This is a genomic window from Luteibacter mycovicinus, assembly GCF_000745235.1.
Lineage (GTDB): Bacteria > Pseudomonadota > Gammaproteobacteria > Xanthomonadales > Rhodanobacteraceae > Luteibacter > Luteibacter mycovicinus.
Genome location: NZ_JQNL01000001.1, coordinates 1,704,310 through 1,730,725, shown reverse-complemented (window position 1 = coordinate 1,730,725; position 26,416 = coordinate 1,704,310). Strand labels below are relative to the sequence as shown.

28 protein-coding genes and 1 riboswitch are annotated in these 26,416 nt (G+C 62.7%); of the genes, 16 read left to right on the top strand and 12 right to left on the bottom strand.

Features of this window, described 5'->3' with window-relative positions; translation table 11 throughout:
- The first annotated feature begins 316 nt into the window (after positions 1-316).
- The 3 genes from FA85_RS07825 (at position 317) to FA85_RS07815 (ending at position 4,383) form a co-directional block, all read left to right on the top strand.
- Complete coding sequence (locus FA85_RS07825; protein ID WP_036110005.1) at positions 317-1,969, top strand: MobA/MobL family protein; 1,653 nt, start codon at positions 317-319, stop codon at positions 1,967-1,969.
- 101 nt (positions 1,970-2,070) lie between these two features.
- Complete coding sequence (locus FA85_RS20840; RefSeq protein WP_051943250.1) at positions 2,071-3,402, top strand: hypothetical protein; 1,332 nt, start codon at positions 2,071-2,073, stop codon at positions 3,400-3,402.
- A 99-nt stretch (positions 3,403-3,501) separates the two neighbouring features.
- Positions 3,502-4,383: a hypothetical protein gene (locus tag FA85_RS07815; protein WP_197056503.1), complete on the top strand. Its 882-nt coding sequence runs from the start codon at positions 3,502-3,504 to the stop codon at positions 4,381-4,383.
- Positions 4,384-4,835: 452 nt separating this feature from the next.
- Here FA85_RS07815 and FA85_RS07810 read toward each other — a convergent pair whose 3' ends face one another.
- Together FA85_RS07810 and istA are read right to left on the bottom strand one after the other, a co-directional pair.
- The gene (locus FA85_RS07810) at positions 4,836-5,579 is read right to left on the bottom strand and encodes an ATP-binding protein (protein WP_036110008.1); all 744 of its coding nucleotides are present in this window, start codon (positions 5,577-5,579) and stop codon (positions 4,836-4,838) included.
- A complete protein-coding gene (istA, locus tag FA85_RS07805; RefSeq protein WP_051943255.1) occupies positions 5,573-7,075 on the bottom strand; it encodes an IS21 family transposase in 1,503 nt (500 codons plus the stop codon). The genes FA85_RS07810 and istA overlap by 7 nt, the downstream gene beginning before the upstream one ends.
- Before the next feature lie 783 nt (positions 7,076-7,858).
- Between istA and FA85_RS21830 the strand changes: the two genes are divergently transcribed.
- From FA85_RS21830 to FA85_RS20835, 3 genes are read left to right on the top strand one after another with little or no spacing between them, the layout of a single operon-like run.
- On the top strand, positions 7,859-7,999 hold the full coding sequence (locus FA85_RS21830; RefSeq protein ID WP_156110288.1) for a hypothetical protein: 141 nt from the start codon (positions 7,859-7,861) through the stop codon (positions 7,997-7,999).
- Positions 7,999-8,394, top strand: a complete 396-nt coding sequence (locus FA85_RS07800) for a helix-turn-helix domain-containing protein (RefSeq protein ID WP_239739758.1) — start codon at positions 7,999-8,001, stop codon at positions 8,392-8,394. Before FA85_RS21830 ends, FA85_RS07800 begins: the two co-directional genes overlap by 1 nt.
- A complete protein-coding gene (locus FA85_RS20835; RefSeq protein WP_081907345.1) occupies positions 8,330-9,292 on the top strand; it encodes a reverse transcriptase family protein in 963 nt (320 codons plus the stop codon). Before FA85_RS07800 ends, FA85_RS20835 begins: the two co-directional genes overlap by 65 nt.
- Before the next feature lie 27 nt (positions 9,293-9,319).
- Here the strand turns inward: FA85_RS20835 and FA85_RS07790 are convergent, their stop codons facing one another.
- The 3 genes from FA85_RS07790 to FA85_RS07785 form a co-directional block, all read right to left on the bottom strand.
- The gene (locus FA85_RS07790) at positions 9,320-10,399 is read right to left on the bottom strand and encodes a hypothetical protein (protein WP_051943259.1); all 1,080 of its coding nucleotides are present in this window, start codon (positions 10,397-10,399) and stop codon (positions 9,320-9,322) included.
- Between the two features lie 61 nt (positions 10,400-10,460).
- Positions 10,461-10,628: a DUF2256 domain-containing protein gene (locus FA85_RS21410; protein WP_197056502.1), complete on the bottom strand. Its 168-nt coding sequence runs from the start codon at positions 10,626-10,628 to the stop codon at positions 10,461-10,463.
- Positions 10,629-11,007: 379 nt separating this feature from the next.
- Complete coding sequence (locus tag FA85_RS07785; protein ID WP_156108677.1) at positions 11,008-11,241, bottom strand: hypothetical protein; 234 nt, start codon at positions 11,239-11,241, stop codon at positions 11,008-11,010.
- A 469-nt stretch (positions 11,242-11,710) separates the two neighbouring features.
- On the opposite strand from FA85_RS07785, the gene FA85_RS20830 reads away from it, so the two are divergent.
- A complete protein-coding gene (locus FA85_RS20830) occupies positions 11,711-12,628 on the top strand; it encodes an RHS repeat-associated core domain-containing protein (protein ID WP_051943263.1) in 918 nt (305 codons plus the stop codon).
- On the top strand, positions 12,625-12,972 hold the full coding sequence (locus FA85_RS07775) for a hypothetical protein (RefSeq protein WP_036110016.1): 348 nt from the start codon (positions 12,625-12,627) through the stop codon (positions 12,970-12,972). The genes FA85_RS20830 and FA85_RS07775 overlap by 4 nt, the downstream gene beginning before the upstream one ends.
- A gap of 110 nt (positions 12,973-13,082) precedes the next feature.
- Here FA85_RS07775 and FA85_RS07770 read toward each other — a convergent pair whose 3' ends face one another.
- Genes FA85_RS07770 through FA85_RS07760 form a run of 3 tightly spaced genes read right to left on the bottom strand, consistent with a single transcriptional unit; the run spans position 13,083 to position 14,823 of the window.
- Positions 13,083-13,823: a hypothetical protein gene (locus tag FA85_RS07770; protein WP_036110018.1), complete on the bottom strand. Its 741-nt coding sequence runs from the start codon at positions 13,821-13,823 to the stop codon at positions 13,083-13,085.
- 25 nt (positions 13,824-13,848) lie between these two features.
- The gene (locus tag FA85_RS07765) at positions 13,849-14,397 is read right to left on the bottom strand and encodes a hypothetical protein (protein WP_036110020.1); all 549 of its coding nucleotides are present in this window, start codon (positions 14,395-14,397) and stop codon (positions 13,849-13,851) included.
- A gap of 27 nt (positions 14,398-14,424) precedes the next feature.
- Entirely contained in the window at positions 14,425-14,823 is a 399-nt protein-coding gene (locus tag FA85_RS07760) for a hypothetical protein (RefSeq protein ID WP_036110021.1), read from the bottom strand.
- A gap of 130 nt (positions 14,824-14,953) precedes the next feature.
- Between FA85_RS07760 and FA85_RS07755 the strand changes: the two genes are divergently transcribed.
- The 5 genes from FA85_RS07755 to FA85_RS07735 all read left to right on the top strand — a co-directional run bounded on the left by FA85_RS07755 (position 14,954) and on the right by FA85_RS07735 (position 18,180).
- Positions 14,954-15,253: a helix-turn-helix domain-containing protein gene (locus FA85_RS07755; protein ID WP_036110023.1), complete on the top strand. Its 300-nt coding sequence runs from the start codon at positions 14,954-14,956 to the stop codon at positions 15,251-15,253.
- Positions 15,254-15,401: 148 nt separating this feature from the next.
- The gene (locus tag FA85_RS20825; RefSeq protein ID WP_051943265.1) at positions 15,402-16,115 is read left to right on the top strand and encodes a CC0125/CC1285 family lipoprotein; all 714 of its coding nucleotides are present in this window, start codon (positions 15,402-15,404) and stop codon (positions 16,113-16,115) included.
- 71 nt (positions 16,116-16,186) lie between these two features.
- Positions 16,187-17,032, top strand: coding sequence for a hypothetical protein (locus FA85_RS07745; RefSeq protein WP_051943267.1), 846 nt, complete (start codon positions 16,187-16,189; stop codon positions 17,030-17,032).
- A 99-nt stretch (positions 17,033-17,131) separates the two neighbouring features.
- A complete protein-coding gene (locus FA85_RS07740) occupies positions 17,132-17,338 on the top strand; it encodes a hypothetical protein (protein WP_036110026.1) in 207 nt (68 codons plus the stop codon).
- Between the two features lie 392 nt (positions 17,339-17,730).
- The gene (locus tag FA85_RS07735) at positions 17,731-18,180 is read left to right on the top strand and encodes a hypothetical protein (protein WP_036110029.1); all 450 of its coding nucleotides are present in this window, start codon (positions 17,731-17,733) and stop codon (positions 18,178-18,180) included.
- 49 nt (positions 18,181-18,229) lie between these two features.
- Here the strand turns inward: FA85_RS07735 and FA85_RS07730 are convergent, their stop codons facing one another.
- Positions 18,230-19,183, bottom strand: coding sequence for an MASE1 domain-containing protein (locus tag FA85_RS07730; protein ID WP_036110032.1), 954 nt, complete (start codon positions 19,181-19,183; stop codon positions 18,230-18,232).
- A gap of 182 nt (positions 19,184-19,365) precedes the next feature.
- Here FA85_RS07730 and FA85_RS07725 point away from each other — a divergent pair, with 182 nt between their 5' ends.
- The 3 genes from FA85_RS07725 to pnuC all read left to right on the top strand — a co-directional run bounded on the left by FA85_RS07725 (position 19,366) and on the right by pnuC (position 23,425).
- Positions 19,366-20,499, top strand: a complete 1,134-nt coding sequence (locus tag FA85_RS07725; RefSeq protein ID WP_036110033.1) for a phosphotransferase enzyme family protein — start codon at positions 19,366-19,368, stop codon at positions 20,497-20,499.
- A 21-nt stretch (positions 20,500-20,520) separates the two neighbouring features.
- A riboswitch (TPP riboswitch) is annotated at positions 20,521-20,617 on the top strand.
- Positions 20,618-20,673: 56 nt separating this feature from the next.
- Positions 20,674-22,854, top strand: a complete 2,181-nt coding sequence (locus FA85_RS07720; RefSeq protein WP_036110036.1) for a TonB-dependent siderophore receptor — start codon at positions 20,674-20,676, stop codon at positions 22,852-22,854.
- Entirely contained in the window at positions 22,844-23,425 is a 582-nt protein-coding gene (gene pnuC / locus FA85_RS07715) for a nicotinamide riboside transporter PnuC (RefSeq protein ID WP_428977039.1), read from the top strand. The genes FA85_RS07720 and pnuC overlap by 11 nt, the downstream gene beginning before the upstream one ends.
- Before the next feature lie 21 nt (positions 23,426-23,446).
- On the opposite strand, the gene pssA is transcribed toward pnuC, so the two are convergent.
- The 3 genes from pssA to FA85_RS07700 all read right to left on the bottom strand — a co-directional run bounded on the left by pssA (position 23,447) and on the right by FA85_RS07700 (position 26,375).
- Positions 23,447-24,067 carry a CDP-diacylglycerol--serine O-phosphatidyltransferase gene (gene pssA / locus FA85_RS07710; RefSeq protein WP_036110038.1) on the bottom strand — a complete coding sequence of 207 codons (621 nt, stop codon included), beginning with the start codon at positions 24,065-24,067 and terminating at the stop codon, positions 23,447-23,449.
- A gap of 239 nt (positions 24,068-24,306) precedes the next feature.
- Complete coding sequence (locus FA85_RS07705) at positions 24,307-25,227, bottom strand: hypothetical protein (protein WP_036110041.1); 921 nt, start codon at positions 25,225-25,227, stop codon at positions 24,307-24,309.
- A 65-nt stretch (positions 25,228-25,292) separates the two neighbouring features.
- Positions 25,293-26,375 carry a DNA topoisomerase IB gene (locus FA85_RS07700; protein WP_051943269.1) on the bottom strand — a complete coding sequence of 361 codons (1,083 nt, stop codon included), beginning with the start codon at positions 26,373-26,375 and terminating at the stop codon, positions 25,293-25,295.
- Positions 26,376-26,416 lie beyond the last annotated feature (41 nt).

Below are 26,416 nucleotides of genomic sequence, written 5' to 3'. Positions count from 1 at the left end.
TTAGTGTCCTACGGACACGACGAGACCCCAAAGCCAAAGCGGAGCCAAGGCCCAGAGCAAAAGTGGCATCTACCTCAACATTTAAATGCTGGCCGCAAAACTGGGCGGCTCGGGATCACTTTGAAAAAGAGTGTGACATTCATCACACTTCCCGAAATCTTTCGAGCGCCGCGTCTCAACGGCAATTGACATTCAGTGGGATCAGGCTTGGATCAATACATCCCAGTCGGTTGTTGCTTTAAGCCATCCATATCTGGCGCTGACCGCAGCCACCGTTTCCCCCACCCCCTTCTTAATGTCAGTCCAAGGAAGTCCTGTGCCTGTCCATTCCCGTCCCCACCTCACCACCCACAACCGCTCCCAAGGCCATTCGGCCGTAGCCGCTGCGGCGTATCGGCTCGGTCTCCGCCTGCTCGACCGCCGCACCGGCACCTGGCACGACTACACCGCCCGTAAGGCCGGAGAGGAAATCGTGGCCGCCATGACGGTCGCCCCCGATGGATCACCCGACTGGGTTGAAGACCCGGATGAACTCTGGAACCGCGTGGAGGAGTCGGAGCGTCGCAAAGACGCGCAAGTGGCCCGAGATTATGTGGTCCCCGTTCCCTTGGGTCTCGATGACGCACGCGCTACCGAGTTGGCCCGGCGGCTGGCGCGTTACATCTGCGAGCAACTTCACACCCCGGTCTCGATCGGGATCCATCGCGATGCCGACGTGGATCTGATGGGAAACCCCAAACCACCGCACCAACAGGGCTACCACGCACACCTCCTCTTTCCGACCCGGCGCATCCTTCGGGAAGGCGACAGCGGAACCGATGACGCGGGCAAGCAGGGCTTTGGCGCAAAACTTTCCGTGCTGTCGAACCGCCGCACATCGGCGGGCATCGTTGAAGCCATGAACCGGGAGTGGTCGGTCCTTGCCAACGAACTGACCGCAGAGGCCGGCCTGAAGGCCGACTACGATTGGCGCAGTTACGAGCGCTTGGGCATCGACCGTGTGCCTCAGCCGCGGCTGACCCGTGCCCAGGTCGCCTTGGAGAAGAAGGGATTTTTTACGCGGCAGGGCGATCTGCTCCGCGACATCGTGGTGATGTCCGAGGTCTACAAGCAGGCGCACGACGAGGTGCTGCTCGCGCAGCAGGAGCAAGCCCGGGTCGATGTGCGGCGGGAGTGCCAACCGACAGGCTCGGCGGTCCCTGTCGAATCGGCTGCCGATGTCGCGCCAGAGGGGGAGGTCGTCAACACGTCACTGGAGGTGGAGTTGGCAGCGGCCCGCGCGCGGGGTTGCCGAGCGGATGCGCCTTTAGCCGATCGGTTTGTGGCGCACAGCCCGACGCCGACCGATGACGACGGCCGGCAAACGTTGTTCGCACTATCGGCGTTGGTCTGGTCGATCCAGCGCGCGTTGCGCACCCTTGGCGCCCTGATGGCTCAACTGGTCGGACATCGCGAGCAGATCAGTCGAACGTCGGCTGCGGACCTTGAAGATGCGTATCAATTGGATGAAGCGCGTCGGCATCGGGGACGGGCCGACGTCCGCATCGAAACGTATGCGAAAGAGCACAAGTGGACATTGCTGGCAGCTCGAAAAATCGGGCGCGGTGAGCGGGCGATGCCGAGGCGGCTGATCGAACTTCAACATGAGCGGGATGTTCAGGGCAGGGCGGTGGAGGATCTGAAGCGGGTCCGAAAACTCAACGCGGAAACGTTGGCCGGCTTGCGTGCGGAAGAGCACGAATTGGTCGAGCGTGAGGAGCGAGCCCAGGCCAAACTGGCATCAGCGGTGTGGGAGTTCCGGCAGCGCGACGAGCGGGCCTTGCCGGTGCTGCTGGAAGTGCTGCCCTCAGAGCAGCGGCAGCGGATGGCGGTGCTGGTGGCGGCGGACCGGGTTGAACCGAAGCCGGTGGCGGTGCCGATTCAACGGCCGAGGCTGGCGTTCGATGTGCCGCGGCCGAGGCCTGGCTGATTCGGCGGTCCTTGCCGAAGATGCATGGAGTCCACCGAAGTCGTCTTGCGGTGGGCTCCCCCCCTTAGCCTACAATCCGGCCATAGGAACAGGGGAAGATCATGGACAGTAATGTTGAAGCCGCTTGCGCGGCGTTGGATGAGTTCGCGAGGGGAACGCAGGCAAACTTTTCCGCGATGGGTAACGCGACGCTTATTCAGAATATCGGCTGGTATGCGCCCGCGCTCACTCCTTGGGAACTAGCACAGGTTCCTGCTCGTTTGGCCCGCCGGCTGCGTGAGGCGGATTCGTCGTTCGATGAGGAGATTGCCGACGAGCACCATCAAGCTAATTTGGTTATTTCCATACCCGGCCGTTTGGCTTCGATGGCGCCTGGCGTCTCCAATCTCGGGAACGGAAACATTACGCAAGGTGGCTGGGCCTTCTTTGAGACCTTCGCGCAGTGGGAGCGAATACTCTTTCCCGGCGACAAGTGGAGAGAACCGGACGAAGATACACTGCCCGGCAGGCTACGAAAGCAGCTGAAGCTGACCAAGAAGTCCCTCGAAAGCATCATCGTCGACAGGGACACGATCAATGAGCAACTGGCTGCCATCAAGGACGGTGCCGATTTAATCGGGGACCTTCCCGTTGACTCCGAGATGATCGCTAACGCGCGCAAAGATGTCGCCGCCGCTCTCCTATCGGCGACCGAGGCGGCCGGAAAATCCAAGCAAGCCGCACAGGATGCGATCGAAGCAATGGCCCGCTTGACCGCGTTGAAGGGCGACGCGGAAAAAGTGTTGTCCGGGATTGAAGATGTCTATCGGTCCACCACGAGTCACGCACTGGCGGAGGCATTTAACAGCCGAGCAGCCGGGCTTCGAACATCCGTCCGATGGTGGGTGGGCTTGCTGATCGGCGCATTGACTGCTGGCGCAGTTCTCGGATATCTCCGTGTTCAAGCGATTTCCGAACTAACAAAAGAACCGAACATTCAGCGCGGGATCGCGTTGATCTGGGTCCAAGTGGCGCTAGGCATCGTGTCCCTTGCTGCCCCGTTGTGGGTGGCATGGTTAGCAACTCGCCAAATATCTCAACGGTTCCGCCTGGCCGAGGATTACTCCTTCAAAGCCTCGCTTGCGACGGCGTATGAGGGATACCGGCGTGAGGCGGCGCGCATCGATGAGCAGTTCGAAAAAGATTTGTTCGGATCGGCGCTGCGTCATCTTGACCAGGAGCCGCTGAGGTTCATGGCAGATGCGGACCATTCGAGCCCCTATGCCGAACTGCTGTCGTCCCCGGTGTTGAAGGACGCCATGGCCAAGATTCCCGGCTTCGCGGGTGAACTGACCGCCTTCATATCAGACGCGGTGACACGGTCTGAGAAGCCATCAAGGGTTAAGCCTGGCAAGCCACCACGGTCAGCCGGGGGTCCTGATGACGAATCTTGAAGTGAAATCAACGCATGTAATCACCATGAAGGTCACATTCTTTGTGAGCGTTGGACTGGAAAGATCTATCACTGACCACGCACGCTGGAGCGCTAACGGATGACGAAAGACAAGGAAGCCCCTATCTGTGGTGTCGTGATGCCCATTTCCGCCATCGACGGGTGTGATGAAGGGCATTGGTCCGACGTGCTCGATATCCTCACCGAGGCAATCGAAGGCGCAGGCTTCTTCCCGAATCTCGTAAGCAATGCGGATGAGGTCGGAATCATCCATAAGCGGATCATCCAAAACCTTTACGACAATCCCGTCGTCGTATGCGACGTAAGTGGCAAAAACCCCAATGTCATGTTTGAACTGGGGATGCGGTTGGCGTTCGATAAGCCGACCATCATCATCAAGGACGACAAGACTCCTTATTCCTTCGATACCTCTGCTATTGAGCATCTAGAATATCCGCGGGATCTTCGATTTTCGAAGATCGTAGAGTTCAAGCAGAAGTTGACCGATAAGATCACGGCGACCCACCAGCGTGCCGAGAAGGACAGTGGCTACACCACGTTCCTCAAGCACTTCGGTGAGTTCACCGTGGCGAAGATCGACAAAAAAGAGGTCACGAGTCAGGAGTTCATTCTCGAAGAACTTCGGAGCATGCGTAGGGCTTTTCAGCGCATGGAGCAGAGCCCCGCGGTCGCTAACAGATTTCGGCACATCGATGATCGTTTTGGAATTCTTCTGATTCGAATCGAAGATATCGACGCGGACGAACTAATGGACGTTGTGGATATAGTGGCAAGGTTCCCCGGCGTCCATTCGGTGAAGGTAACAAAGCGCGGTCCTGAGGAGAGTGTCCTACGGGTCTCATCAGAACCGGATGAGAAAATAAGCCTGGAGGATTTGCGAGCGGCCATTGGTCGACCAGTTCGTTTTGCGAGGCTCGGCAGATCAGCGTTGCCAATCGGGAACGACGGACGTGATGCGTAATAGCATCGTTGTCATTGGTCGATTGATCTAATCAGACGAGATCGTGGCGCTATCCCAGACCGGATCGAGAAGGGTTCAATAGCCAACAGGTGTAAGGTCTGGTCATCTCTCGACACGAGTCTGATGTAGACCACGAATGAGATCTGGGATGGCGGCTCGACCGGCTGCCACGGGCCCTTCGCCCCGGCAGATTTATTTGAGGTGGGAGGGGTTGACAGGTCCCCGCGGTCCGCTAGGTTGATGGCTACCAGGCACTGGGTCGCTTTTTCGCCACCGCACGGGTGGCTTAGAAAAAACCTAAGCGAGCGAGCATACGACGTCATGTCGATGATCTCACCAGCGCCTGGATACCGCCCCGCAAGGGGCGGTTTTTTGTGCGCGACAGGCGGCCACAAAGAAAGCCCCGGAACGAGCCGGGGCTGAAAAGCGGGTTTGGCGTGGAGAGGGAGGGGTCAGTCTCCGCTCGCCAGCGCGGTGGTCTTGCCCGCGCTCCTCCGCTTGAGGGTGACCTCGTGGGCGTTGTGCGTGAGGCGGCCATGGATGCCGTCGGCCGCCGCCGGGTTGTCGAAAAACTGCCCCCACTCGTCGGGGTCGGCAATCGAGGTCACGATCACAGCCCCCTTGCGTGCTGCCCGTCGTTCCAGGAGCCGTCGGATCCATGAGGTCTGGTCGGCCGTCGCCACGTCGGTGGCCAGGTCATCGAGCACGAGCACGGCGGGCCGCGACAGCCGTTCCACCAGCGTGGCGTTGGCCTTCGCATCGGCATTGGACGCCAGCTGGGCCAGGAGTTCGGGCACGCGTTGGACGTGAACGGTATGGCCGGCGGCATACGCCTCCAGGGCCAGCCCCACGGCCAGATGGGTCTTGCCCGCCTGGCTGGGACCGGTGAGGACCACGTTCTGCCCTGCGTCCAGCCAGGCAAGTCCCGCCAGGTGACGGAACCGCTGCGACGAAAGCCCGCGGCCGTTGCTGGGCTCGAATGCCGCCAGGGTCATCTGGGGTGGCACGCGGAACCGCACATGAAAGCCTTCCGTCCGACGGTGCTGGCTCATTTCGCGCTGCGTGTTGACCAGGTGATGGACGCAATCGAGCGCGGACCGCTCCGCATTTGTGGGATTTTCCACCCATCGCTGGAGCGCTACCGCCATGCCCGGTAAGCGCATAGCCCGCAGGTCGTGGGTCAGGTCATTCAGCATGACGCACCCCCGTTCGCACGGCTGTTGCGCGTGGTCAGTGGGCGCTTGGGAACAACCCGCTCGGCCTTGGCGGCAACGACACGGCGGATCGAAGTGGGATCAACCTTCCCACGCTGATACGCCAGCGCAATGGCTGCGTCGACCTCGGCCGCTCCATGTTTGTGCGCGAGGGAACGCACGGCTTCGACCGCAGGGACGCCGCGGATCGTGCGGCCCTGATCCAACTTCTCGCGCACAAACTTCAAGATGTGGGGGCCCGCCTCTTCGGCCCACTCGCGCAGCATGTCCGGGGCACGTTCGGCCTGGGCCCGGTGACCTTCCGGCATGTGTTCCGTCTTCGAAGTGGATTGACCCGTGCCTTCCAACCGCGCATGGGCGGCAACAACTTTGCGATCCTTGAAGATCGTTACTTCATGCTGGCGCAGTCGAACTTCCACCCGCTCGCCGACCAAGTGATGCGGCACGCTGTAAAAGTTCAGGAGCACCGGCACGTGGTAGTCCGCCGGCACCTTGCTGATCGTTACCCACTCCGCGAATGAGTAAGCCTGTTCGGGTAATGGGAGCAGCCGATGGCGCTCGTAGGTTTCGAACCGTTCGCGTCGGCTCGGCTGGTTGTTCTTCATGGGACGGTTGTTGATGCGTTCCACCACTGCGGCCAGCGCGTCGTTAATGTCATCCAGAGAAGTGAAGGGCCGGCGGTAGGCCGCGACCTTCAGCATCCGCTGGACCAGCTTCACGCTCGCCTCGGCCTTGGGCTTGTCCTTCGGCCGGCGCGGACGGGCCGGCATCACCATCACGTCGTAGTGCGCGGCAAAATCCGCATAGGACCGTTGAATCACCGGCGTTGATCCCGGATGACTGACCGCCGACGCCAGGTTGTCGGGCACGACAGCGTCGGTGCGGCCACCGAAATAATCGAACATCCTGATGTGGGCTTCCAGAAAGTCGGGCACGCGCTGCGTAGCCGTAGCCGTCGCGAAGATCAGGGAGGATGCGTTGAGCGCACCGACGAAGACCTCCACGTTCACCCGCTCTCCGGTGATCGCATCCATGTAGTGCGGACGGTCACCGCAGTAGTCGACCGACACCTTTTCGCCCGGGGTGTGGACCTGGCGCATCGAGCGGTAGGCCTTGCCCCGATGACGTTTAAGCAGCGCGGCCAGATGGGTATACGACAGGAAACCCGACGGCTCCTCCAGTGCCGCCATGTGGTCTTCATACCAATGCTGGAGGGTCATGCCCGATGCCGAAAGTTCGGCATCAATCGCAGCCAGGTCCGGCGTCCGTTTAGCGACGCGGCCGCGCTTGGGTCGGTTGAAGGCCAGGTAGAAACCCTGGTCATCCAGACCGGAAAGGTCGGCCCAGGTCAAAGCCTTCTCCTGGATGATCCGGCGGTAGCGACGGACCGTGGCCTCCGATACGCCACATGCAGAGGCCAACTGGCAGTTGTTGAACGAGGTGCTGAAGATGCCGCGGACGGCGTCGTAGATAGGCATGAAAGGCTTCCGGGGTAGGATTTTTGGACAATAGTTGCCCGTCAGCCCCGGCGGGAGCCGGGGTCGCTTGACAAGGGGGGACCTTGGCCCTAGAACAGCGTCCGCACCGGCTCGTAATCGTTGCGCTGTGTTCTAAAGATTCAAAGTTGGTAAGCCGAGGGGTCTCCCCTCGGCTTTTTTGTGCGCGAGGCATCGCGTTGGGGGAGTAATTGACTGGGCGGGTGATCCTCCGGGACTAGGGGCGTGCTGCGGCCAGACGAGGACTCCGGCTGGCTGGGCGACCTGTGTTGTAGCGGAACGATCCGCGCCGTCAAGAGGGGCGGCAGGAATCCTAAGCGACTGATCTGTAAGCAAGAATGAGATCAACGCTAAGTGGTTGAACCTAATTGTTTTTCCGGCATGTCGGGCAATTCCTGGCCGAAAATGAGCATGATCGTAAGCGAGGAAATTTCGCCTATTGCGAAGTTTGTTCGCTCCGATGTAAACTGGCCCTAGGCAGTGAAGGGTCGCGACATGCTCCCCTCGCTACAACTGGGACCGGCTGGCACAGAGGTCCGTGGAGGCAAACGCCTCTATCCCCCCGGGAGCACGGCTGCGACCGGGACGGCGATGAGACAGGCTCGACGGCACGCGGTTAGGTGACGACGAGCGAGGGCCTCGTCGTCACCATGGACAGAAGGGCGAAGCAGGTGGTCTGACCCGTTCTCCGGGTTACGAGGGTCTACCAGGACTGATTGGGGGTCGTCCCCACGCAGGGCACTGGAGGAAACCAGGAGAACAACGATGATTAAAACTGCCCGACTTCGTGCTTGGCGTAAGCGTTTGGTGCGTTACATCAAGGTGGGGCTCCAGAGCCCGCGGGTCTTTCGCTGGGCGATGTTCGCCTTGCGGGTGATCGCCGAACTCCGCCGCTGGTGGCACTGATGGCTGCGCAACGCTCTTCTTCTCCAAGTTCTTGGAGAATGGCGATGTTGAATAGAGCACTGCGAGTAACCCGCGAGTTTCACAAGATGACCCAGGCCACGTTGGCCAACCGGCTGGGGATTTCGGGCTCCTACCTGTCCGAGATCGAAAACGGCAAGAAGCGCCCCTCGCTCGACATCCTCGAAGGCTACGCGAAGGTGTTTGGTGTGCCGGCGTCCACCTTTTTGATTTTCGAAGAGCGATCAAACCCGGCGGCGGACGACAAGATGGCTGCGAAGGCCAACAAACTTCTGAAGTTCCTGGATTGGGTCATGGATCAGGGCAACGACGATGAAGATGCCGGTGCGAAAGAAAAAGCAGCGCCTCGAAAAACCCAGGAAGCAATACCGCATTGACCAATGCGCCCTCTATGGGCTCAAAGGTGTTGGCCAGTTGATGCGTGCGCTTCGATGGACCGGAACGCGCGCAGCACTGGAAGGCTTCGATCAAGCCAAGGGCAGTTACAAGGCCTGGGCGAACGAAACAGGGCGCGAAATCCAAGCCGCAGGTGCGGATATGCGCAAACTTCAAGCGCGCATTGCGGTCTTACTGCGTCGGGTCATGCCGCCCGATTACCGGCAATCGGGTGTGCGCGATCGGTCGTTCCTCACCAACGCTAAGTTACATCGAGCCGACGAACCTTCGATCAAACTCGACATTAAGAGTTTTTACCCGAGCACGACCTTTGCTCACGTTCGGCGTTTCTTCCATCAGGAGATGAAGTGCGCGGGTGACGTGGCCTTTCTCCTGGCTAAACTGTGTTGCTATCACCGCCGTCATTTACCGACCGGTGGCGTCCATAGCGAGGTGTTGGCCTTCTATTGCCACCGTCGGGCCTTTGAACAACTGTATCGGCGCGCCAAGGGTCGCGGTGGCGAGATGACCGTCTACGTGGACGACATCATGATGACCATGCCCGGAGCGTCCCTCACGGATCTGGAGTGGGCGCGTCGGCTCTTTGCGAAGCAGGGCGTCAAGATCCATCCTGGAAAGTCCACGGTGCTCACCAAGGATAGGCCGAAGACCATCACGGGCGTGACCATCCATCGGGGAAAACTCCAGGCTCCCAAGGCCCAACACCATTTGATCCGCCAGAAGTTCGAAGATCTAGCAAAGGCGGAGGACCCCGCTGCGGCGACGGCCGCCGCCCGCAGCCTGATAGGGCATTTGGATCATGTGGCCCAAATCGAACCGCATTTGCGGGACCGTGCCAACGGGACGCGGGCATTGCTTCGGCGAACATTGGCCCCTTAGGCAATCCCTCTAATGACGATGCGACCATCACGGGGAAAACTGTTCGAAACCAGGCACCTTCTCAGGCTCAGGCGGAATCACGGGTGACTTGATGGCCGAATAAACGCGGCGGTGGCTTTGGAAAACGACATTTCGATTGAAAGATCCCAAGACGACAAGATCGTTGTGCCGATGGTGAAAATGGATCTGCTTCGAAGGACGTTTGAATCCTTCGAGGAGGTGTTGAGGCGCATGAGGGACCATCGCGTCAACTTTCCCGAAGATATAACGGACGAACGCCCGAGAGCATACGTTGAAATCAAATCCCTCTACACCGTGTTGGGAGATGTTTGTGGTCACCGCACGGTCCGAGACAAGGCAAATCGGATCGTCGTAGGTGGCCACCATAACTCCCACGATACTTTTTTCGTCTTGGAAGAGTCCTCTAACCATGCTGGTTAAAAAATCTGTTCCCTCGGCATCAACCTCGACAAAAAGCATGAAAATCGCCTTTAGCCATGTGATGTAGTCTTGCTCCGACACCCCAAGTTCTTGGCAGAGCCATCTTTGGTGTGGACGCTGGCCTTCGATGATTCGCTCAAAATATGAAAGGTGCTTCGGACTGGTCGGGTAATATGTGGCCAGGCCCCCGAAAGTATTTAGCGCTTTCGTTATGGAGTGCGGGTTGCGCGCGAAGTTAAGGATCTTGAAAGTGAAAAGATCGACGATGTCACCGTAAAACGGCGACTCAGATACGATGATTACGGTTTCCCTTAGCGTGCTGAAATCTGCTCGGATGTTTTGATAAAGCCGCTGCGATATCTCGTAGATGCGGCGCTCGTAGCGCTCAAACAGTGCCTCAAAGTTCAGCCGCGATGTGTCGTTCGATGCCACATCGAAGCTAAATAGGTCCTGGAAGGCTAAGGTCGATGAGATTGGGCGACCGTTGGGATTCTCCAGCCGCAGGGACAAGCGTTCGCGATCGGTCACCTCGAATGAGTAGATTCGCTGGCGTTTTATCGACGCGTCGGGGTTTGCTGCGTTGAGCCGCTGCTCAACCTGTGGCAGGTAGTGCTGATTTCTCGTGGTATTAGATAGGTCCATCGCGGTCTCAAAGCAGGAATTCATTGCGCAGGTTCGGTTTGGCCCACTGCCCAATCTACGGGCTGAAACAGCCGATTCGAATAGGTCAGACGGTCAGCAACTCATTGCCGCGTGTGGCAATCTTCTTGGTGCGGCGGCAGCGCTCCGAGCAATGCGTCACCTGCTCCCAGTCCTTGGCCCACTTTCGCCGCCATGCGAACGGACGTCCACAGGTTGCGCAAACTTTGCGGGGTAAGTCCGCTTTCTTTCTCATGCGCGGCATACTGGCCCTCCAGTCTCATCTCCACCAAGCATGCGATCAACGTCAGATGTCAGTGACGGCCCCGCATTCACCGAACTGGCCACGGTCGCCCCGTCGACGGTCTAGTTGTCCCATGCTATTCGCTAAGAGAGGCGAGGTGTCACTGAATCGCACCCACGGGTCTACGCGTCCTGATGGCTCGGCGCGAGCCAGTGAGAGGTTGACAGATATTCGTCTTGCGTTAGGTTGGCTTCAGCAGCGGCTTGTCAGTTACTGCGTCGGCGGTTCCCGGTGTGAGCGCACCGGGTCCGTCATTAAGTAGGCGGCCCTAGTTAAGTAGGCGTGCTTCCTTATGTCGAGCACGGTCATCCACGCCAGCCCTGATTGGGGATCACCCATTGATCAGGGTCGTGAGTCGGGCTTGCCATGCTGCGGCGTCGTCAAAGTTCTGGTTACCGCGGAAGGCATCGTTGTAGCGGCGAAACCGCACCGTTACCGTAGGGACATCGAGCTGCCGGAGCCGAAACACCAACTCGTTGCGAATCCGGGACCGTTTTCCCCAACTGTTCGAGGTGTCCACCCAGACGTGCTGCCAGGCGGCGATCTGATCCAGATCCACGATCATCGTCCGGCCTTTCGCATCTCTCAGCCACAAACGTTGGCCCGGGACGTCCAGTGCCAGGTCCTCGCCCGCATACGTCGGCCGCAAAGGCGGTTCTCCTGCGGCAGTGTCTACGTGTTCCTGCATAAAATCTACTAAGACCCTGTCACGCCTACCGTATTTCTCCCGGGCACTCTTTCCAAATTCCCGGATACTGTCTCGGCACATGGCGGCCTGTCGCTCGTAAGGCGGTGCCCCTCAGCGTCACCTCCGCCCATCTCCGTGTCCCACCCAAGTCTGGTGCATGTCAGCCCCGTCCGTTCGAATCCGTCCGCTCGGGCAAGCCTCAGACGGGCTACCGAGCCAATTCGCCTGGTCTTGCTCGAACCGATCACGTTTCCCTATCATCGGGCCCAGGGGTGCTCCGGGGTGGGCACTGGGGGCACGGCGCACGCGGTCGTGCACAGCATCGCTTCGCAAGGAGACCGCGGTCATGATGACCCGTCGAGCGCGTCCGTGGGCATCGCTGGTGCTGGCATTGGGCATGGGCCCTGTGGCGGCTGAAGAAACGGTGACTTATTACTACACCAGTCCGCAAGGATCGGTGCTTGCCACGGCCGATGCCTCTGGGCATCTTCTCAACACCGTGGACTATCGCCCGTATGGCGGCCAAGCCTTGGGCTCGCCCGCCGATGGCCCCGGTTACGCCGGCCATGTCCAGGATGTGGATACGGCCCTGGTGTATATGCAGGCCCGGTATTATGACCCTCAGACCGGACGCTTTTTGAGCGTAGACCCCGCACCGGGCAAGGCGGCCGACCTGTTCGTTTTCAACCGATATGCGTATGGCAACAGCAATCCCGTGCGCAACATTGACCCGGATGGGCGCGCGACCTTTGCCATCGGCGGCACGCTGAATGCTTCGGCCCTGGCCGGGGGCACCGTGACCGGCCAACTGACCTTCAGTGCGACGTCTTGGAGCCCGAGCACCTGGCGTGTCGGCGGCTATGGCTCCGCCGGCGGCGTGGCCAGCACGGATGTGGGCACCGGTGGCGGCTTGGTGCTGAGTTACTCGCCCGCGGACTCGGCGGAAGAAATGGCAGCAGCCAGCAGCAATGGTGCGGCCGGAGGGGCCGTCAATTTTTTTGGCGCCTCGTTGGGTTACGAACGAAGCCTGTGCACGGATTGTAAGGCGGTCCAGTCGGTGACGTTCGGGACCCGCGTGACCGTGGCCCCTGTCGAAATCCATACCTCGGTGACGCAGTCGGGGGGCATGACTTGGCTGGGCTCCAACCCGGTCCAGCCGACGGTCACGGTCGGTCCGGCGACCACCGCGCCGCCGCCGATGCCGCTGCCACCGAATCCGCGGCCGAACGACCCTAGGCCCAACCAACGGGAATCCCTGCAGTGAGTGCCAGCGAAGTGGGTTTTTTCTTAGGCATCGCGCCTGGCGTGGGCTACGCGCTTTGGAACTTGGCGCGGGGGCAGCAAGCCTTTCGGGCGGCGCAACGCACCGCTCAGGCGCGCGGTGAATGGCTGGACCTGGCGGCGACTCCCTCGCTGCGGTTTGATTTTGTGTTCCGACCCCAGCGCCTCATTCGCCCTGGCGATGGTGAGGGGGTTCGGCAAGCCAAGGCGCAACTCTTGGCGATGCGAAAACCCTTCCTCCGTCGCCATGCGCTCGGCGCGCTGTTGGCCGTTGTGGGCGCCTTTATGGGCATGGCTTTGGCGCTCTTGCTGGCACCTGGGTCCTGATTCTGGGTCGGACGTTCCCGAGGCGATAGGGGAACGCCTGACGCAAACGTGTTGATGATCATCAGGGCCACGTCGCTGGAGAGCGCCGGTGGCCCCTTGTGATCGACTTGCTAGGGCAACGTCGGCACGTGCCGGAAGATTTCGGCCGCCACCGATCTCGCCTGAGCCTCGGTCAGCCCGCCTGCCAAGGTGCTTGAACGCCCGTCGTGATCCAGATCTACTCGAAACGCGATGCGCGCCACCTTCGCAGCAGCATGAGCCGACCCGATCGAACCCGCCGCCGCGATCGTCGAGTTGGTGACCATGAGCCCGATATGCTGATCCACACCATTCCGAAGGGTCAACGCATAAACACGGCTCGCCGGAACCACGGCGCCCGAAGGCAAGCGCACCGCGTCAGCCGACACCGCGAATGCGGCGGGCTGGAGCCCCCGGCGCCGGTTCTGGACGCTGTGAGACCAGATTTCCAGCAGACCAGCGGATACCCCGCCAGCAATGAGCACGGGCAGCAGCATGCCGGCGAGGCTGTGCCAGGGGCCGACGTTGGCGACGATGAGCGCCACCATGAGGCCAAAGATGACCGGGAGCGCCGTGAACAGGCCGGGGAGGGGAGGCGGGCACGCATCGATCTCGGTCCAGCCATTCGCCAGGGGCGTGACCGTCAGAGGTGCCTTGCCACGTGGCGCGTTGGACGGTGTGGGTTGGCCGGGTCGCATCATCCTGCGGACGCCGGCAGCCAATCCGGCCGGAACCAGCGCAGCAAGCGCGCCGAAGATCAGGGGCGCGCCCATGACGCTGAAATAGGCCACGCCTAGCGCCCAAACGATCACAAAAACGATCTTTACCGACATGGTCAAACTCCTTGAGAAATGAGGTTCAGCGCAGGGGGGTATAGGCATGCGGGGAGCACGACACCGATGCCAATCGGTAACCGGGGGCGGGATACGTCGCTCGGCACCACCAGCCGGGAATGGCCTGGCCATTGGCACCAACGGAGGTGGCGGAAGTCGCCACAGCGTTCGCGGCTTGGCCGGCCACAACGCCACCGACGCCGGGCACCATCCCGGCCACGGTCCCGACCGCTTGCGATCGGAGGCGCGAGAAAAAGCCCGAACTGACGGCCTGGGCGACCTGGCCTGAGGGAGTGATCGGTGCCGGGACGGAGTAGCCCTGAGCCGGCACCCAGAAAATCGCCGACGTGATCTGATTCGCGCCGTCGGCATCCAGGCTTACGGGGCTGCCGAGGCCGGCGCTCATCGCGGCAAAGTCCGACCGCCCGATGGGGTAACCAGAGAGATCCGGCAGCCCGCCCGGGCCATAGGCATAGGTGCCAGCGGTCGCGGGAAGGGCGACCAGGATGTTCATGGCAGCAAACAGAACGGCACCAGATCGCCATCCGGCGAGGCGGAGGAAGTGCATCAGCATACGAAGGTCCTCATGGGAGGCAGGCGGTCAGGCAGCGGGTGAGGCGAGGGCAGCACGTCGCGCCATCCCCAAGTGGATCTTTGGACTGCGGCACAGGTCCCAGTCCGTGATGGTCAAGACGGGGCTGGGCGCCGCATACGTCACGCGCAGGTCCACCGAGCAGAGGTCATCCGGGTAGGTCGCGGTGGTATGCGCGCTCTGCCCGCCGGCAAGGGAGCCGGACATATCCAACTGACGGAAGTCGCCGCTACCGTGCGGGGCGATCTCCACACGCAAGGTGGTCAGCGCATCGTCGTTGTAGACGATCAGGTAGTGGGCCCGCTGCGCGGCCGCGACCCCCGGCACAGCAAAGATTCCAAGCGCGGCAAGCACGGGCAAAAACCTACCCAGCAGCCCCCGAAGGAGGCCGTCGCGAAGTGTCAGCATGTCCCTGTTCCTTTCCTTGATAGCGCCGTTAGCGACGCGTCACAGAGGTTACACCCGTTTTTCGGGTGCATGCCTGAAAATAGTGTAAACACGCCGATTCCGTAGCGTGCGGTGTCCCGTCGAGGTCCGCATGCCCAAGGTTCCCAAACTCAAGTCCGTTCACAGCACCGAGCAAACGGTGCTGTGCGGCCTATTGCGAGAGTTGCGGCTGGCTACGGGCCTGCGGCAAGACGAGGTCGCCACCCAACTCGGCACCAGCCAAACGACGGTGTCTGAGATCGAACTGGGCCAACGCGGTGTTGATCTCCTGGTATGCCGACGCCTAGTCGGCGTCTATGGCGCCGACTGGGAGGCTTTCATCGGAGAGTTGGAGCGACGCCTCCAGATCTTGCCTCGACCCGCGCGTGAACTGGTCAAAAAGCCCAAATAGACTGTCCGAACCAAGATCCCGCTAGGTCCAGCCCGCCCTCAAATCGCCGCGGCTGTATCCTAAAGTGCGCCTTGGCCGGGCCGTTATAGGTCTAGCCTAAGAGCCAGCCCAGAGGGCGGTTCGCTGAACTCTCTATTTGGGGACCACCATGAAGAAGGAACTGCTACTCGCCCTCGCGCTGCTGCCGCTGGGTGGGTGCTACACCAGTTACGCGCCCAAGTCGTTTTGGAACGGCGGCGGGTTCAGCGAGACCATGATGGCACCCGACGTTGCCGTGATCAGCTTTAAGGGCAATGGCTACACCGGGGATGAGCGCGCCGGAGACATGGTCCTGCTGCGCGCGGCCGACCTCGCCTTGGAGCGGGGCTTTCCCTACGTCGCCGTGGATGGCGTTCGCATGAGCGACACCGCTTCAACCGTGTTCACCCCGGGCTACTACCAGGCGCATGTCGTTGGAAACAGCGTCTATGCGTCGGGAGTGCCGTCCATGCCGATCACGGTCCATGCGCCTAGCAGCCGGGTGACCGCACACTTCTTCCACGACCAGCAGCCGGGCGTGCTCGATGCGCGGTTTCTGGCCAGTTCGATTCGGACCAAATACGGGATCAAGCCGGTTGCCGGAGCGCCTACGCAGGCGCCGGTCGGCGCTCCGCCGACCGTGGTCAGCCCTGCGGCCCAGCCCGTCCCCCGGTTCGACCCGGCAGCGACCGTGCTCGCCGCTCAGAAAATGTCCGGCTCGCTGGGGTGCGGCGACGTCCAGAGCGGGCCGGGCGCGGGCGAGTTTGAGGCGCAGTGCTCGGATCATAAGGTCATCATTTCGTGCGCTGGAACCGAATGCCGACCGGTCAGGGCGGTCCGGTAGCCTCGCAGACGTTGACTTTGCTTCACGGTCCGCTCAACTGAGGTTTTAGCCGACAACACCTCCGGAAACGCATGAAGTTCGTAATCACCCAGGCGCATGACGATCTGAAAGCGCGGAAGGAGCTCGAAGACCGCATTGATCGGCTAAGCCAGCCGATTATTCAGATGACCCCATTCGAGCGCTCCGTCCATTTTCTGAGGGGTGTTAATGCGCGGGCCACCTTTGCCTCTGCCGCGTTCCATTCCTTCGTTGCGGCAGGATCGGCGGATGGGGGCACGCCCATTGTTCCCGGGCATCCCGGCGTTGTCTTCCGTCATTATCTGAAGCACACCGCATTCGCTTCGCTGACCCTCGACTGCCGAAAGGTTTTCGACGAGAAAAAATCGGGTTTGAGCGGGGCGTTCTTCGCCAGTGTGTCCGACCAAGTCCTACTTGAGCATGCCGACTTTTGGGCCGACCAATCGAAAGAGTCGCGAGGGGATGCTTTAGCGGCACTCACGTTCCTCAGGCATCTGTTCCGTCGCCTATCGAGGCCTCGGGCTGACCTCATCAAAAAAAGTTCGTTGCTTGAGAAGCGGATCGGCTTCATCAAGTTCCATGCGGACCGATCGGCGGCTCACCTCTCTTTGGACGACTATGCGGTCCATATTCTGGACCTCTCTCACATGGTGGCTGCGCTTGTCTTTATTGGCGAGATCATCAGCCCCTTTGACTCCCCGTGGGAGTCTCCAGGGCGGTTCAACCCCCTGGATGCTTCCGCGGTCGCGGCCGCGCGCACTCTGTTCCCTGATGGATATGTGCTGGCTATGTTTGCCCATATGGACGTGGCGCACCATGCGCGGAAGTGCTGGCAGGAGCCCGCCTGGGGGCTCGAATACCTGCTTAATGGTCTGCCGGCGGCGACGGGCTGGGCCTGACCCGGACGGCAGTTGCGTGGGGATGGAATCAGCGGGATTCTAGGGTGGGCTGGCGCGCGACGCAGGGTCACGAGCAGATGCCCTTTTGGGGAGTTCGCCATGACGAAGAAGACGCCAACAAACTCCGGAAAGGCCTGGACCTCGGCCGAAGTCCAGAACCTTAAGACCCTAGCCGCGGAGAATACGCCGACCCGGGTGATGGGGCTGAAACTGGGACGCACGGCAGGCGCCGTGGCCAGCAAGGCCAGCAGCGAGAAGATTTCGTTGAAGCCGACCAATCAGTCCCCCTACGGCCGTCGGAAGTAGATCCACATCCGAACGCGGACCTGATAGCCTTCGCCGACTTGGACAACTATCGAGGACATGCCTCCCGATATCGTCCGACCGCGCAGAGGCATATGTGGGCGGGTCTAGGCGTTACATCGATGGAATCCTAGTCTCCCAGCCACCACTGAAAAGCCCCCGAGAAATCGGGGGCTTTTCTTTTTCTGCGCGCGTGATCCTCACGATGGTGAACCGCGGGCGTGCCGGGGCGCCTGACGACGGTACAGCTGTGAGCGTAATCGGCAGCCGCCCGCCAGGGTCCTCTGGCGATGGGCGAAAGTGGATAAATCGGTCATGGAACAGCCCTGACCGAGTCGCAGGATCTGACGCGCACAGCGTCCAGACTTGCTCCACACAGCCCAGGAGGATCCACCATGCGTAGCTTTGCCCGCTCCACGCTCGCCTGCCTCGTCGTCGCTTCGCTCGGACTCGGCGCCGCTCACGCCCAGACCGCTCTGTCGGGGCTGGGTCAATCCTGGCCGAACGCGACCGACGTCAGCGCCAGCCCGAACTACCACGTCTACGTGTTCCAGCGCGGAACGACCCGGTATATCCAGGTCAACGACGCGAGCGGAAAGGTGCGCGGTGCGGTCGCCCGCACGCCTTACGCGCTCGTGGGTACGCCGGTCGGTTCCGACGCGGCCGGCGTCTCCACGCCGGATGAACCGCTGGACACCCCGGCCGGCGGTACGTCGGAGACGGTCTATAACGACGGCACGGTCCAGGTGAAGGCGGCCACGCAGGCGGATGGGACCGTGCGCATTACGGCTCTCCTTGCCGGCGAATGCCCCACGGTACGCGACTGCAATGGCCACGGTCCGTGATCGAGGAAGATGGAAAGACCGGGGCGTCGTTCCGCCCAGGACCTTTCGGTCAGCGCTGACTGGGTTCCCGGCAGGCGCCTTTCAGTACCACCGGGTGGTTCGCCGCGATGCGGCGAGCCACTCGTACACCGAACAGCAGGGACGTGAAGATCACCAGCGACAGCACGACCTGCGCCTGGATCATCAGCGGCTCCGTCAGGAACGACGATGTCGATGCGAGAGCGATGCTGGCGAGCATGCCGGCCACCGCGCTGCCGTGCCAGCCGTGCCGCCAGGTCAGCAGGATGACGGGAACCGCCATCGCCATGCGTACGCTCTGCAGCGCGGCGGTGCCCTCGACGACCTGTGACGCGAGGAAGATCAGGATCGCGAGCGAGGGTACGACGATCAGCAGCGTATCGCGCGCCAGCGGGCTGGACCGCACGGCGTGCCAGGTGACGATGCCACCGGGCAGGGCAGCCATGCGCTCGCGCATCGCCATGATGGTCGGCGTGAGCGTAAGGGCGCCCAGGTACTGACCGAGGAAATAAATCAGAAAGTCCTGTACTTCGACCACGGGATTGGGCGAGCCATCGCCCATCTGCACGATCGACAGCGTAAAGGTGCTGGCACCGCCGCCAATGAGGGCGCAGGCAAGCGTCGCCACCATGATCATGTTCATGTTGATCTGGCCGTCGGCGCGACGCAGGTCCGCATGACGCCGGATCCATATCACCCCCGGCATGCACAGGCCGATCGTCGGGATCGAGACGAGGCAGGCCCAGAGCACGCCGAAAGCATGCGCATGCAGCGCGGCCATTTCAGCGACGGGAAGGGATTCGCCGACAGCGAGCGCGGGCCAGAAGCGACGGGGAACAAGCAGCAGGCAGGCCAGGCGCAGGCCGGCAGGGAGCATCCAGTGCGAAAATGAAAAGTTGCGCGTGAGCTCGTAGCAGGCGGCATACGCGCCCGCGACGGCGACATAGCGCCCCCAGACTAACGGATCCTTGTTCAGTGCACGCACATTCGACCCCTTCTGCCTTCCGGGTGGCCGATCGGAGCAGTCGGTAGCGACGCTTTCCGCGATCGGCATGCCTAGTTTGAAGGGTTATCGGCCCGCTCGCCATCGAATAAACGGCGAATTGGTAAATTTGCCGTTTCCGCGCGCGGGTGAGGCGGGCATGGCGGGTCCGATACACTGGCGGAATGAGCGACGAAGTCCACCTTTCTCACGGCCTCGCGGGCGACCAGCAGGCACCGGACTGGCCGCCGCTGACGGAAGACGAGGTGGCATCGCTGCTCGACGGCTACCCTTCGTTGAAGGGGCCGTACGCCATTGTCTGGCACAGTCCCCGCCCGCTGTCGGCGGCGGCACGTGTCAGCACCTCGGCCGGCGAGGTCTTCGTCAAACGGCACCACATGAGTCTGCGCGACGAGCGGACGCTGGCCGAAGAACATCGTTTCGCGACGCACTTGCGCGCGCGTGGGATCCCCGTGCCACTTGTCCTCGGTGACGCGACCGGCTGCTCCTCGGTGTCCAGGGGCGACTGGGTTTACGAAGTGCATCGGTCCGCGACCGGGAACGATGTCTACCGCGACGCGTTTTCGTGGTCGCCCGCGGGCGGCGCCGCGCACGCGCACGCCGCGGGTGCGATGCTCGCGCGGCTGCACCTTGCGGCCGAAGGCTACGATGCCCCGCAGCGGGGGACCCATCTGCTGGTCGCCCGTGCCGAGATTCTCTCGGCATCCGATCCGGTGTCGGTGCTGGCCGGACAGATGGCCGGACGCCCCGCGCTCGTCGCCTATCTGAGCGAGCGCGACTGGCGCGACGAGGTGGGTGCGGTTCTCGGCCGGTGGACGCGGGCTGCGGCCCTGGCCGTAGCGCGACAAGCGCCTTTGTGGACCCACGGCGACTGGCACGTCTCCAACCTCTGCTGGAGCGACGCGAGCGATGCGGGGCGAATCACCGACGTGCTGGACTTCGGTCTGTCCGCGCGCACGTTCGCGTTGTTCGACCTGGCTACGGCGATCGAGCGGAACGCCATCGCGTGGCTCGACATCGAACGGGGCGGGATTGCCCGTATCGATCTGGCTCTCGGCCTGCTCGATGGCTATCGGTCCGTCCGGCCGCTTGCTCCGGCGGACCTGGCCGCGCTTGCCGATGTCCTGCCCGTCGTCCACGTGGATTTTGCGCTTTCCGAAGTGGAGTACTTCGAAGGCATCACGCGGCGCCGCGATCACGCCGACGTGGCCTATCGGACCTTCCTGCTGGGCCATGCCCGCTGGTTCGCCGGGATCGAAGGGCAGGGACTGCTCGACGCCCTCCGTCACGCTCGCTGACATTTCGTGCTTCAATAGGCGTTCTAGAAGCGGGGGTGCCCGGCATACGCCGGGCTGAGAGAGTCCCTTGGAACCTGACCCGGTTAGTACCGGCGTAGGGAGCTTGCAGAACCACAAACGCCCTGTCGGGCGGCGTGGTTCGCCGTCGCTTCGTCCGTGAACCCGAAGACGACGATGACTCTTGCCCGTACCCCATTCGCCCTGGCCCTGCTCGCCCTTGCTCCGCTGGCCCAGGCCTCGGACGACCGTGCCGCTCCGCAGCAGGCCCGCACCCTGCCGACCATCGACGTGCACGCGTCGGCGACCGACGGCTACCACGCCGCGGACTCGCAGCTGGACACCTTCGGCAGCTTCGGCAGCGCGGCGCTGCACGACACTCCGGCCGCCATAACTGTGATCACCCGCGCACAGATCGACGATCGCCAGCCGCGCACGCTCAGCGAGCTGGTGCGCGGAGACGCGGCGATCAACGACAACTACGCGCCGGCGGGTTACTACCAGGATGTATCCATCCGCGGTTTTCCGCTGGATCTCGCGACAGGCTTTCGCTTCAACGGCATGATGATGTCCGCGGAGCAGCTGCAGGCCCTGGAGGGTAAGGAGCGCGTCGAAGTACTGAAGGGCCTCGGCGGTCTCGAGGCGGGCGTGGTCGAGCCGGGTGGGCTGGTCAATTACGTCAGCAAGCGCCCAGCCGAGGTGCACAACGTCACCCTCGGCACCGACTCGCACGGCTCCAGCTACGAAGCGCTCGACGTTGGCACATGGTTTACCCCGTCGTTCGGCGTGCGGGTGAATGCCGCCAACGAAAAGACGCACGGTGCCATTGAACACACCGATGGGCGTCGCAGCTTCCTGTCGATCGGCGCCGACTGGAAAATCAACGAACAGGCGACCTTGCTCCTCGACACCGACTATCAGACCAGCGGTGGCAATTCCGCATCGGGTTATCAGCTGCTCGGTGGAACGTCGATTCCGGCGCACCCGAGTCGCACCCGACTGCTCGGCTACCAGCCCTGGCAACGACCGGTAGGTATCCATTCGAGCAACACGTCGCTGCGCTTCAACTACCGCTTCAGCGACACCTGGAACGCCCAGGTGTCGGCGGGTCACAGCCATACGGTCATCGACGACAACGTCGCGTTTGCCTACGGGTGTTTCTATGCCGAAGCGTGTGCGTCGGGGGCCACACCGGGCTACTTCTTCGCGCCCAATGGCGACTACGACGTATACGACTACCGCAGTCCCGACGACACGCGCCAGAACGACGAGGTGAGGGGCGTGGTCACGGGCAGCTTCGCCACCGGTGTACTGGATCACGAGGTCAATGTCGGTGCCAGCGCGTTCCGTCGCACGGTCGACCAGCGTCCTTACGTGTACGACTACGTCGGTACGGCGAACATCGACGATCGCGTCGTTCCGGTGTTCGATCCGTCGCCGAACCAGCCCGGCGCGTCCGTGCGTCGCCTGACCAGCTGGCAGCGCACGTTGTTCGCGATCGATCGCATCCACATGGGTGAGCAGTGGCAGGTTCTGGCCGGCGCGCGTCTGGTCAAGCTGGACGAGCGCGCCTACGACGACACCGGCGCACTCGAGCGCGATACGCGTGAGACGAAGACGCTGCCGCAGGCAGCTGTGTTGTGGCAGCCGACGACGCCGCTGACGACGTACCTGAGTTACGGCGAAGGCATCTCGCTCGGTCGCGAAGCGCCTTACTGGACTTCCAACGGTGGCACGACGCTCGCGCCGCTGCATTCGCGTCAGGTCGAGGCGGGCGTGAAATATGCCGTGAGCGATGTGCTCGACCTGCAGGCCGCCTTGTATCGCATCCGTCAGTCGTATCAGTTCGCTCGTCCGGACGATACGGCCGAAGGCTTCACCTTTGTCCAGCAGGGACAGGAGGTGCATACGAGCATCGAGTTGAATCTGGCCGGGCAGGTTACCGACCGGCTGCGCATTACGGCGAGTGCCAATGCGATCCGCGCGCGTGCGGAAAATACCGGCGCGCCGTCTTATGAAGATCATCAGGTGGTCAACGTGCCACGCTGGCGCACCGCCGTGTACGCCGACTACAGCTTGCCCTTCGTTCAGGGGCTTGCCGTGCTGGGCGGCTGGCGTTACGCGAGCAGCAACGTGGCGACGCCGGACGGCGCCACGCGCGTGCCCGGCTACCATGTGTTCGATGCCGGGCTTCGTTACGCGACCACCGTGAGCGGCCATGCGATGACGTGGCGTCTGAATGTCGATAACGTCTTCAATCGCTTCTACTGGCGCGACACGGGCACCTCGGGCGGCGACGCCTACCTATTCCCCGGCATGCCGCGCCTGGCCCGTCTCTCGGTGACCTATGAACTTTGAGCTGTCGTGGTTCGAACTGGCGGCCGCGCTGGTGAGCGCGGCCGCCGTGTGGCTCACGGCGCGACGCAGTCCGTGGTGCTGGCCGGTGGGGCTGGTTTCCGTCATCGCCTACGCGTGGATCTTCGTCGACGCCAGGCTCTATTCCGACACGCTGCTACAGATCGCTTTCGCCCTGTTGATCCTCTACGGCTGGCATCGCTGGCGACGCAATCTGGATGGGAGCGGTCACGTCCGCGTCGCCGATCTGGATGGTCGGAGTGCGTTTACCCACCTCGCGGTCGGCGCGGCGGCGGCACTGGCCCTCGGTTACGCGATGCATCGCTGGACCGACGCCTCCCTGCCGTGGCTCGATGCCGGGCTCACCGCGTTCAGCCTCGTCGCGCAATGGTGGCAGGCAAGACGACACGTCGCCGCGTGGTGGCTCTGGATCGTCGTCGACGTGCTCTACGTCGGTGAATACATCTACAAGGCACTGCCGGTCACGGCCGTGTTGTACGCGGGATTCGTGGTGCTGGCGGTGATCGGCCTGCGCGCGTGGCGCCGTCAACCGGCGCGGCCGGTCACGGCCTGAGCAAGGTCGGCGCCTGCCCGCTCAAAGCTTCGGAATGCGGATGCGGCTGACCATCAGCGCGCCGGAGACCGCGAACATCAGGGCCAGCGGATGCAGGCCCAGCGTGGCGATCTGGACGCTGCCGAGCCACATCCGTTCGTGCAGGGCGCCGGTGGCCGCCGCGGCGCAGAGCACCGCGACTAGGACGATCGAGGTCGGAATGGGCGTGCCCTCGAAGTGCGTCACCTTGCCTTCCTCGTTCGCGTGGGCTTCGGCGGTGACGTTGTAGCGGGCCAGGCGGGACACGCCGCAACAGACGAACATCAGCAGGATGGCGCGGTCCAGTCCGCCCTGCATACCGCAGCCGTAGCCGATGACGGCGGGGGCGACGCCGAACGAGATGACGTCCGCCAGCGAGTCCAGTTCGCGACCCATGAGCGACGCGCGCTGGCGCCAGCGCGCGATCCGTCCGTCCAGCACGTCGAAAATCAGTGCCAGCAACACCAGCCCCGATGCCATGTAGAGGTGCCAGACGCCACCTTCCTGCAGGTAGGTCATGGTCGAGAACAGGGCGCCCACGCCGCTGGCAGCGTTGCCCAGCGTGAACCAGTCGGCCAGCGCGAAGTCGCGGATCATGGAAAACGGTCGCGGTTTCGTGGTCATCGGCTCGCTCGGCGGGGTGAAGACGACAGTTTACAAGGCGCGACAGTCGGGGCGACGTGGAGAGACGGTCGCTCACGATCCGCGCGATTTTTCAGAATTCTTCTATATGCCAAAGCGGCAACGACCGTCATGCTGTCTGTGTCGCCGCCGGTGGCGGGTCGGCTCAAGGATTTGACAACGATTCGCCACGGTGACCGACAGCGGCCGGGCGTGGGACGCGTCCCGGCCGCTTCTTCCGATCAGTGCCGCGGCGCGGCACCCCAGTCCTCGGGCCCGAAGCGTAAGTGCAGCACCGCACGCATACTGTCGTCGCCCGGCGGCTTGTAATTGAGCGACGTGCAGCCCGTGGCGAGTTGCCGACGCGCGGCAACCGCCATCGCCCTGGTCATCTGCGTGGCGTAGGTGGCACCACCCGCTTTCGACATGCTGATGGCGATACCGAAACCGTCCGGGCTCACGCTGTCGGTGAAATCCGCCGGGGCGGTCTGACCGCTCGGCAGCGCCATGATGTCCATCTTCTTCCCGCAGCCGCCCACACTGACGATATCGACGCCATCGAGCAGGCTGCCGATGAACCGGTCGGCGCGCTCCGCCAGGGAGTCGACCGCGTCCACGGTCGTACTCAGGCGAATCTTCACGAAGTACAGCTTGCGATAGAACAGGTACGCGCGCGAAGTCAGCATGTCCTGCTGCGCGTCGAATACGATCGGCAGAAACCTGCCTTCGAGTTTCTTGCCGCCCGCCAGCGAAGCGGTATACGGCGCTTCGTCTCCCCACCACACGTTGCGGTAGATCTGCTGGCGCTCGGCGAAGTCGACCGATTCGCGGAAGTCGTCCGCGGCCTGTTTCAGCATCTTCGACGCATCGCCTTCGCCGGCGGGGTAGATGAACACGTCGGCGATGATCCAGTCCGCGCCATCGATGTGATAGCGCAGCGAGACGCCGGCGGCGATGTCACCTTCATCCGCGTAATTCTTGACCGCCGCGAGCGTCGCGCCTGGTAGTCGTTTCGGCGCGACGATCCACGTGTCGTCGACGACGCCACGGTGGCTCTGCGCATCGGGGAGAGCGAAAGGGGGCGCGGCGGGCGCCTCCTGGGCCAGCGCACCGGACACGGTCGCCAGACCGAACATGACGGGAAACACCTTCCACCGCGACATCGTCAAACCAACCTCTGGAAAATGGAACGCGAACCCCGTGTGCGCACTATAGCCATCCGCATGCGTCAGCGGGAGCGGGCGGACGCACGAAGGCGCCGTCGCAGAAAAGCCAGGGTCAGCGCTTCCAACTTGCGCGGTGCATGGAGGCCGGTAGGTGGCACATGCCGATGAAGTTCGCCGACGAGCCACCCCTCGAACACCTCGGGGTGAATGTAAGACGCGCGGCAGACCGCAGGCGTATTGCCGAGCACGGAGGCTACCTGTTTCACGGCGCCCGCCAGCGTCGCGCGCAGGGCTGCCTGACCGCCCTTGTCCGGTAGCGGCGTTGCCGCCAGCGTGGCGACGGCATGCACGGTACCGCCCCAGGTACGGAAGTCCTTGGCGGTGAATTCCCCGCCCGTCACCCTGCGCAGGTAGTCGTTGACCATGCCGGAATCCACCGGCTGCCGGTTGCCCTCGTCGTCGAGGTACTGAAAGACGCGCTGGCCGGGCAGCTCCTGCACGCGGCGCACGATCTTCACCAGCCGACGGTCGTCCAGCTCCACGTCGCGCCACTGGCCGCTCTTGCCGCGGAAGTGGAACTCGATGCGCCCCTTATGGACGGCTACATGCCGCGAGCGAAGGGTGGTCAGGCCGAACGAGTTGTTCTGTTTCGCGTAGATATCGTTGCCCACGCGGATCATCGTTTCCTCGAGCAGGCTGACGATCAGGGCCAGCACCTTGTCGCGTGGCAACCCCGGCAGGGCCAGGTCCTTGCTAAGGCGACGTCGCAGGGCGGGCAGCACCTTGCCGAACTCGAGGACACGTTCGAACTTGCCGCGATCGCGGACGTTGCGCCACTTCGCGTGATAACGGTACTGCTTGCGTGCGCGAGCGTCGCGTCCCGTGGCCTGCAGGTGGCCGCGTTCGTTCGGGCAGATCCAGACGCGGGTGTACGCCGGGGGGATGGCCAGGGAACGGATCCTGGCAAGCACATCCTCGTCGGTGATCCGCTTGCCTTCGGCGTCGAGGTAGGAAAACGCCCGCCCGCGCTTGCATCGGGTGATGCCCGCGTCGGTGTCGCAGACATACACCAGGCCCGCGGCTTTCGCGTGGGCCTGTTCGGCGGTGACGACCACGAGGGCGTCGGTGGGCGGCTTCCTGGACATGGCCCGGAGTGTGGGCCAGCGGGCGATCAAGGCCCGGTGAA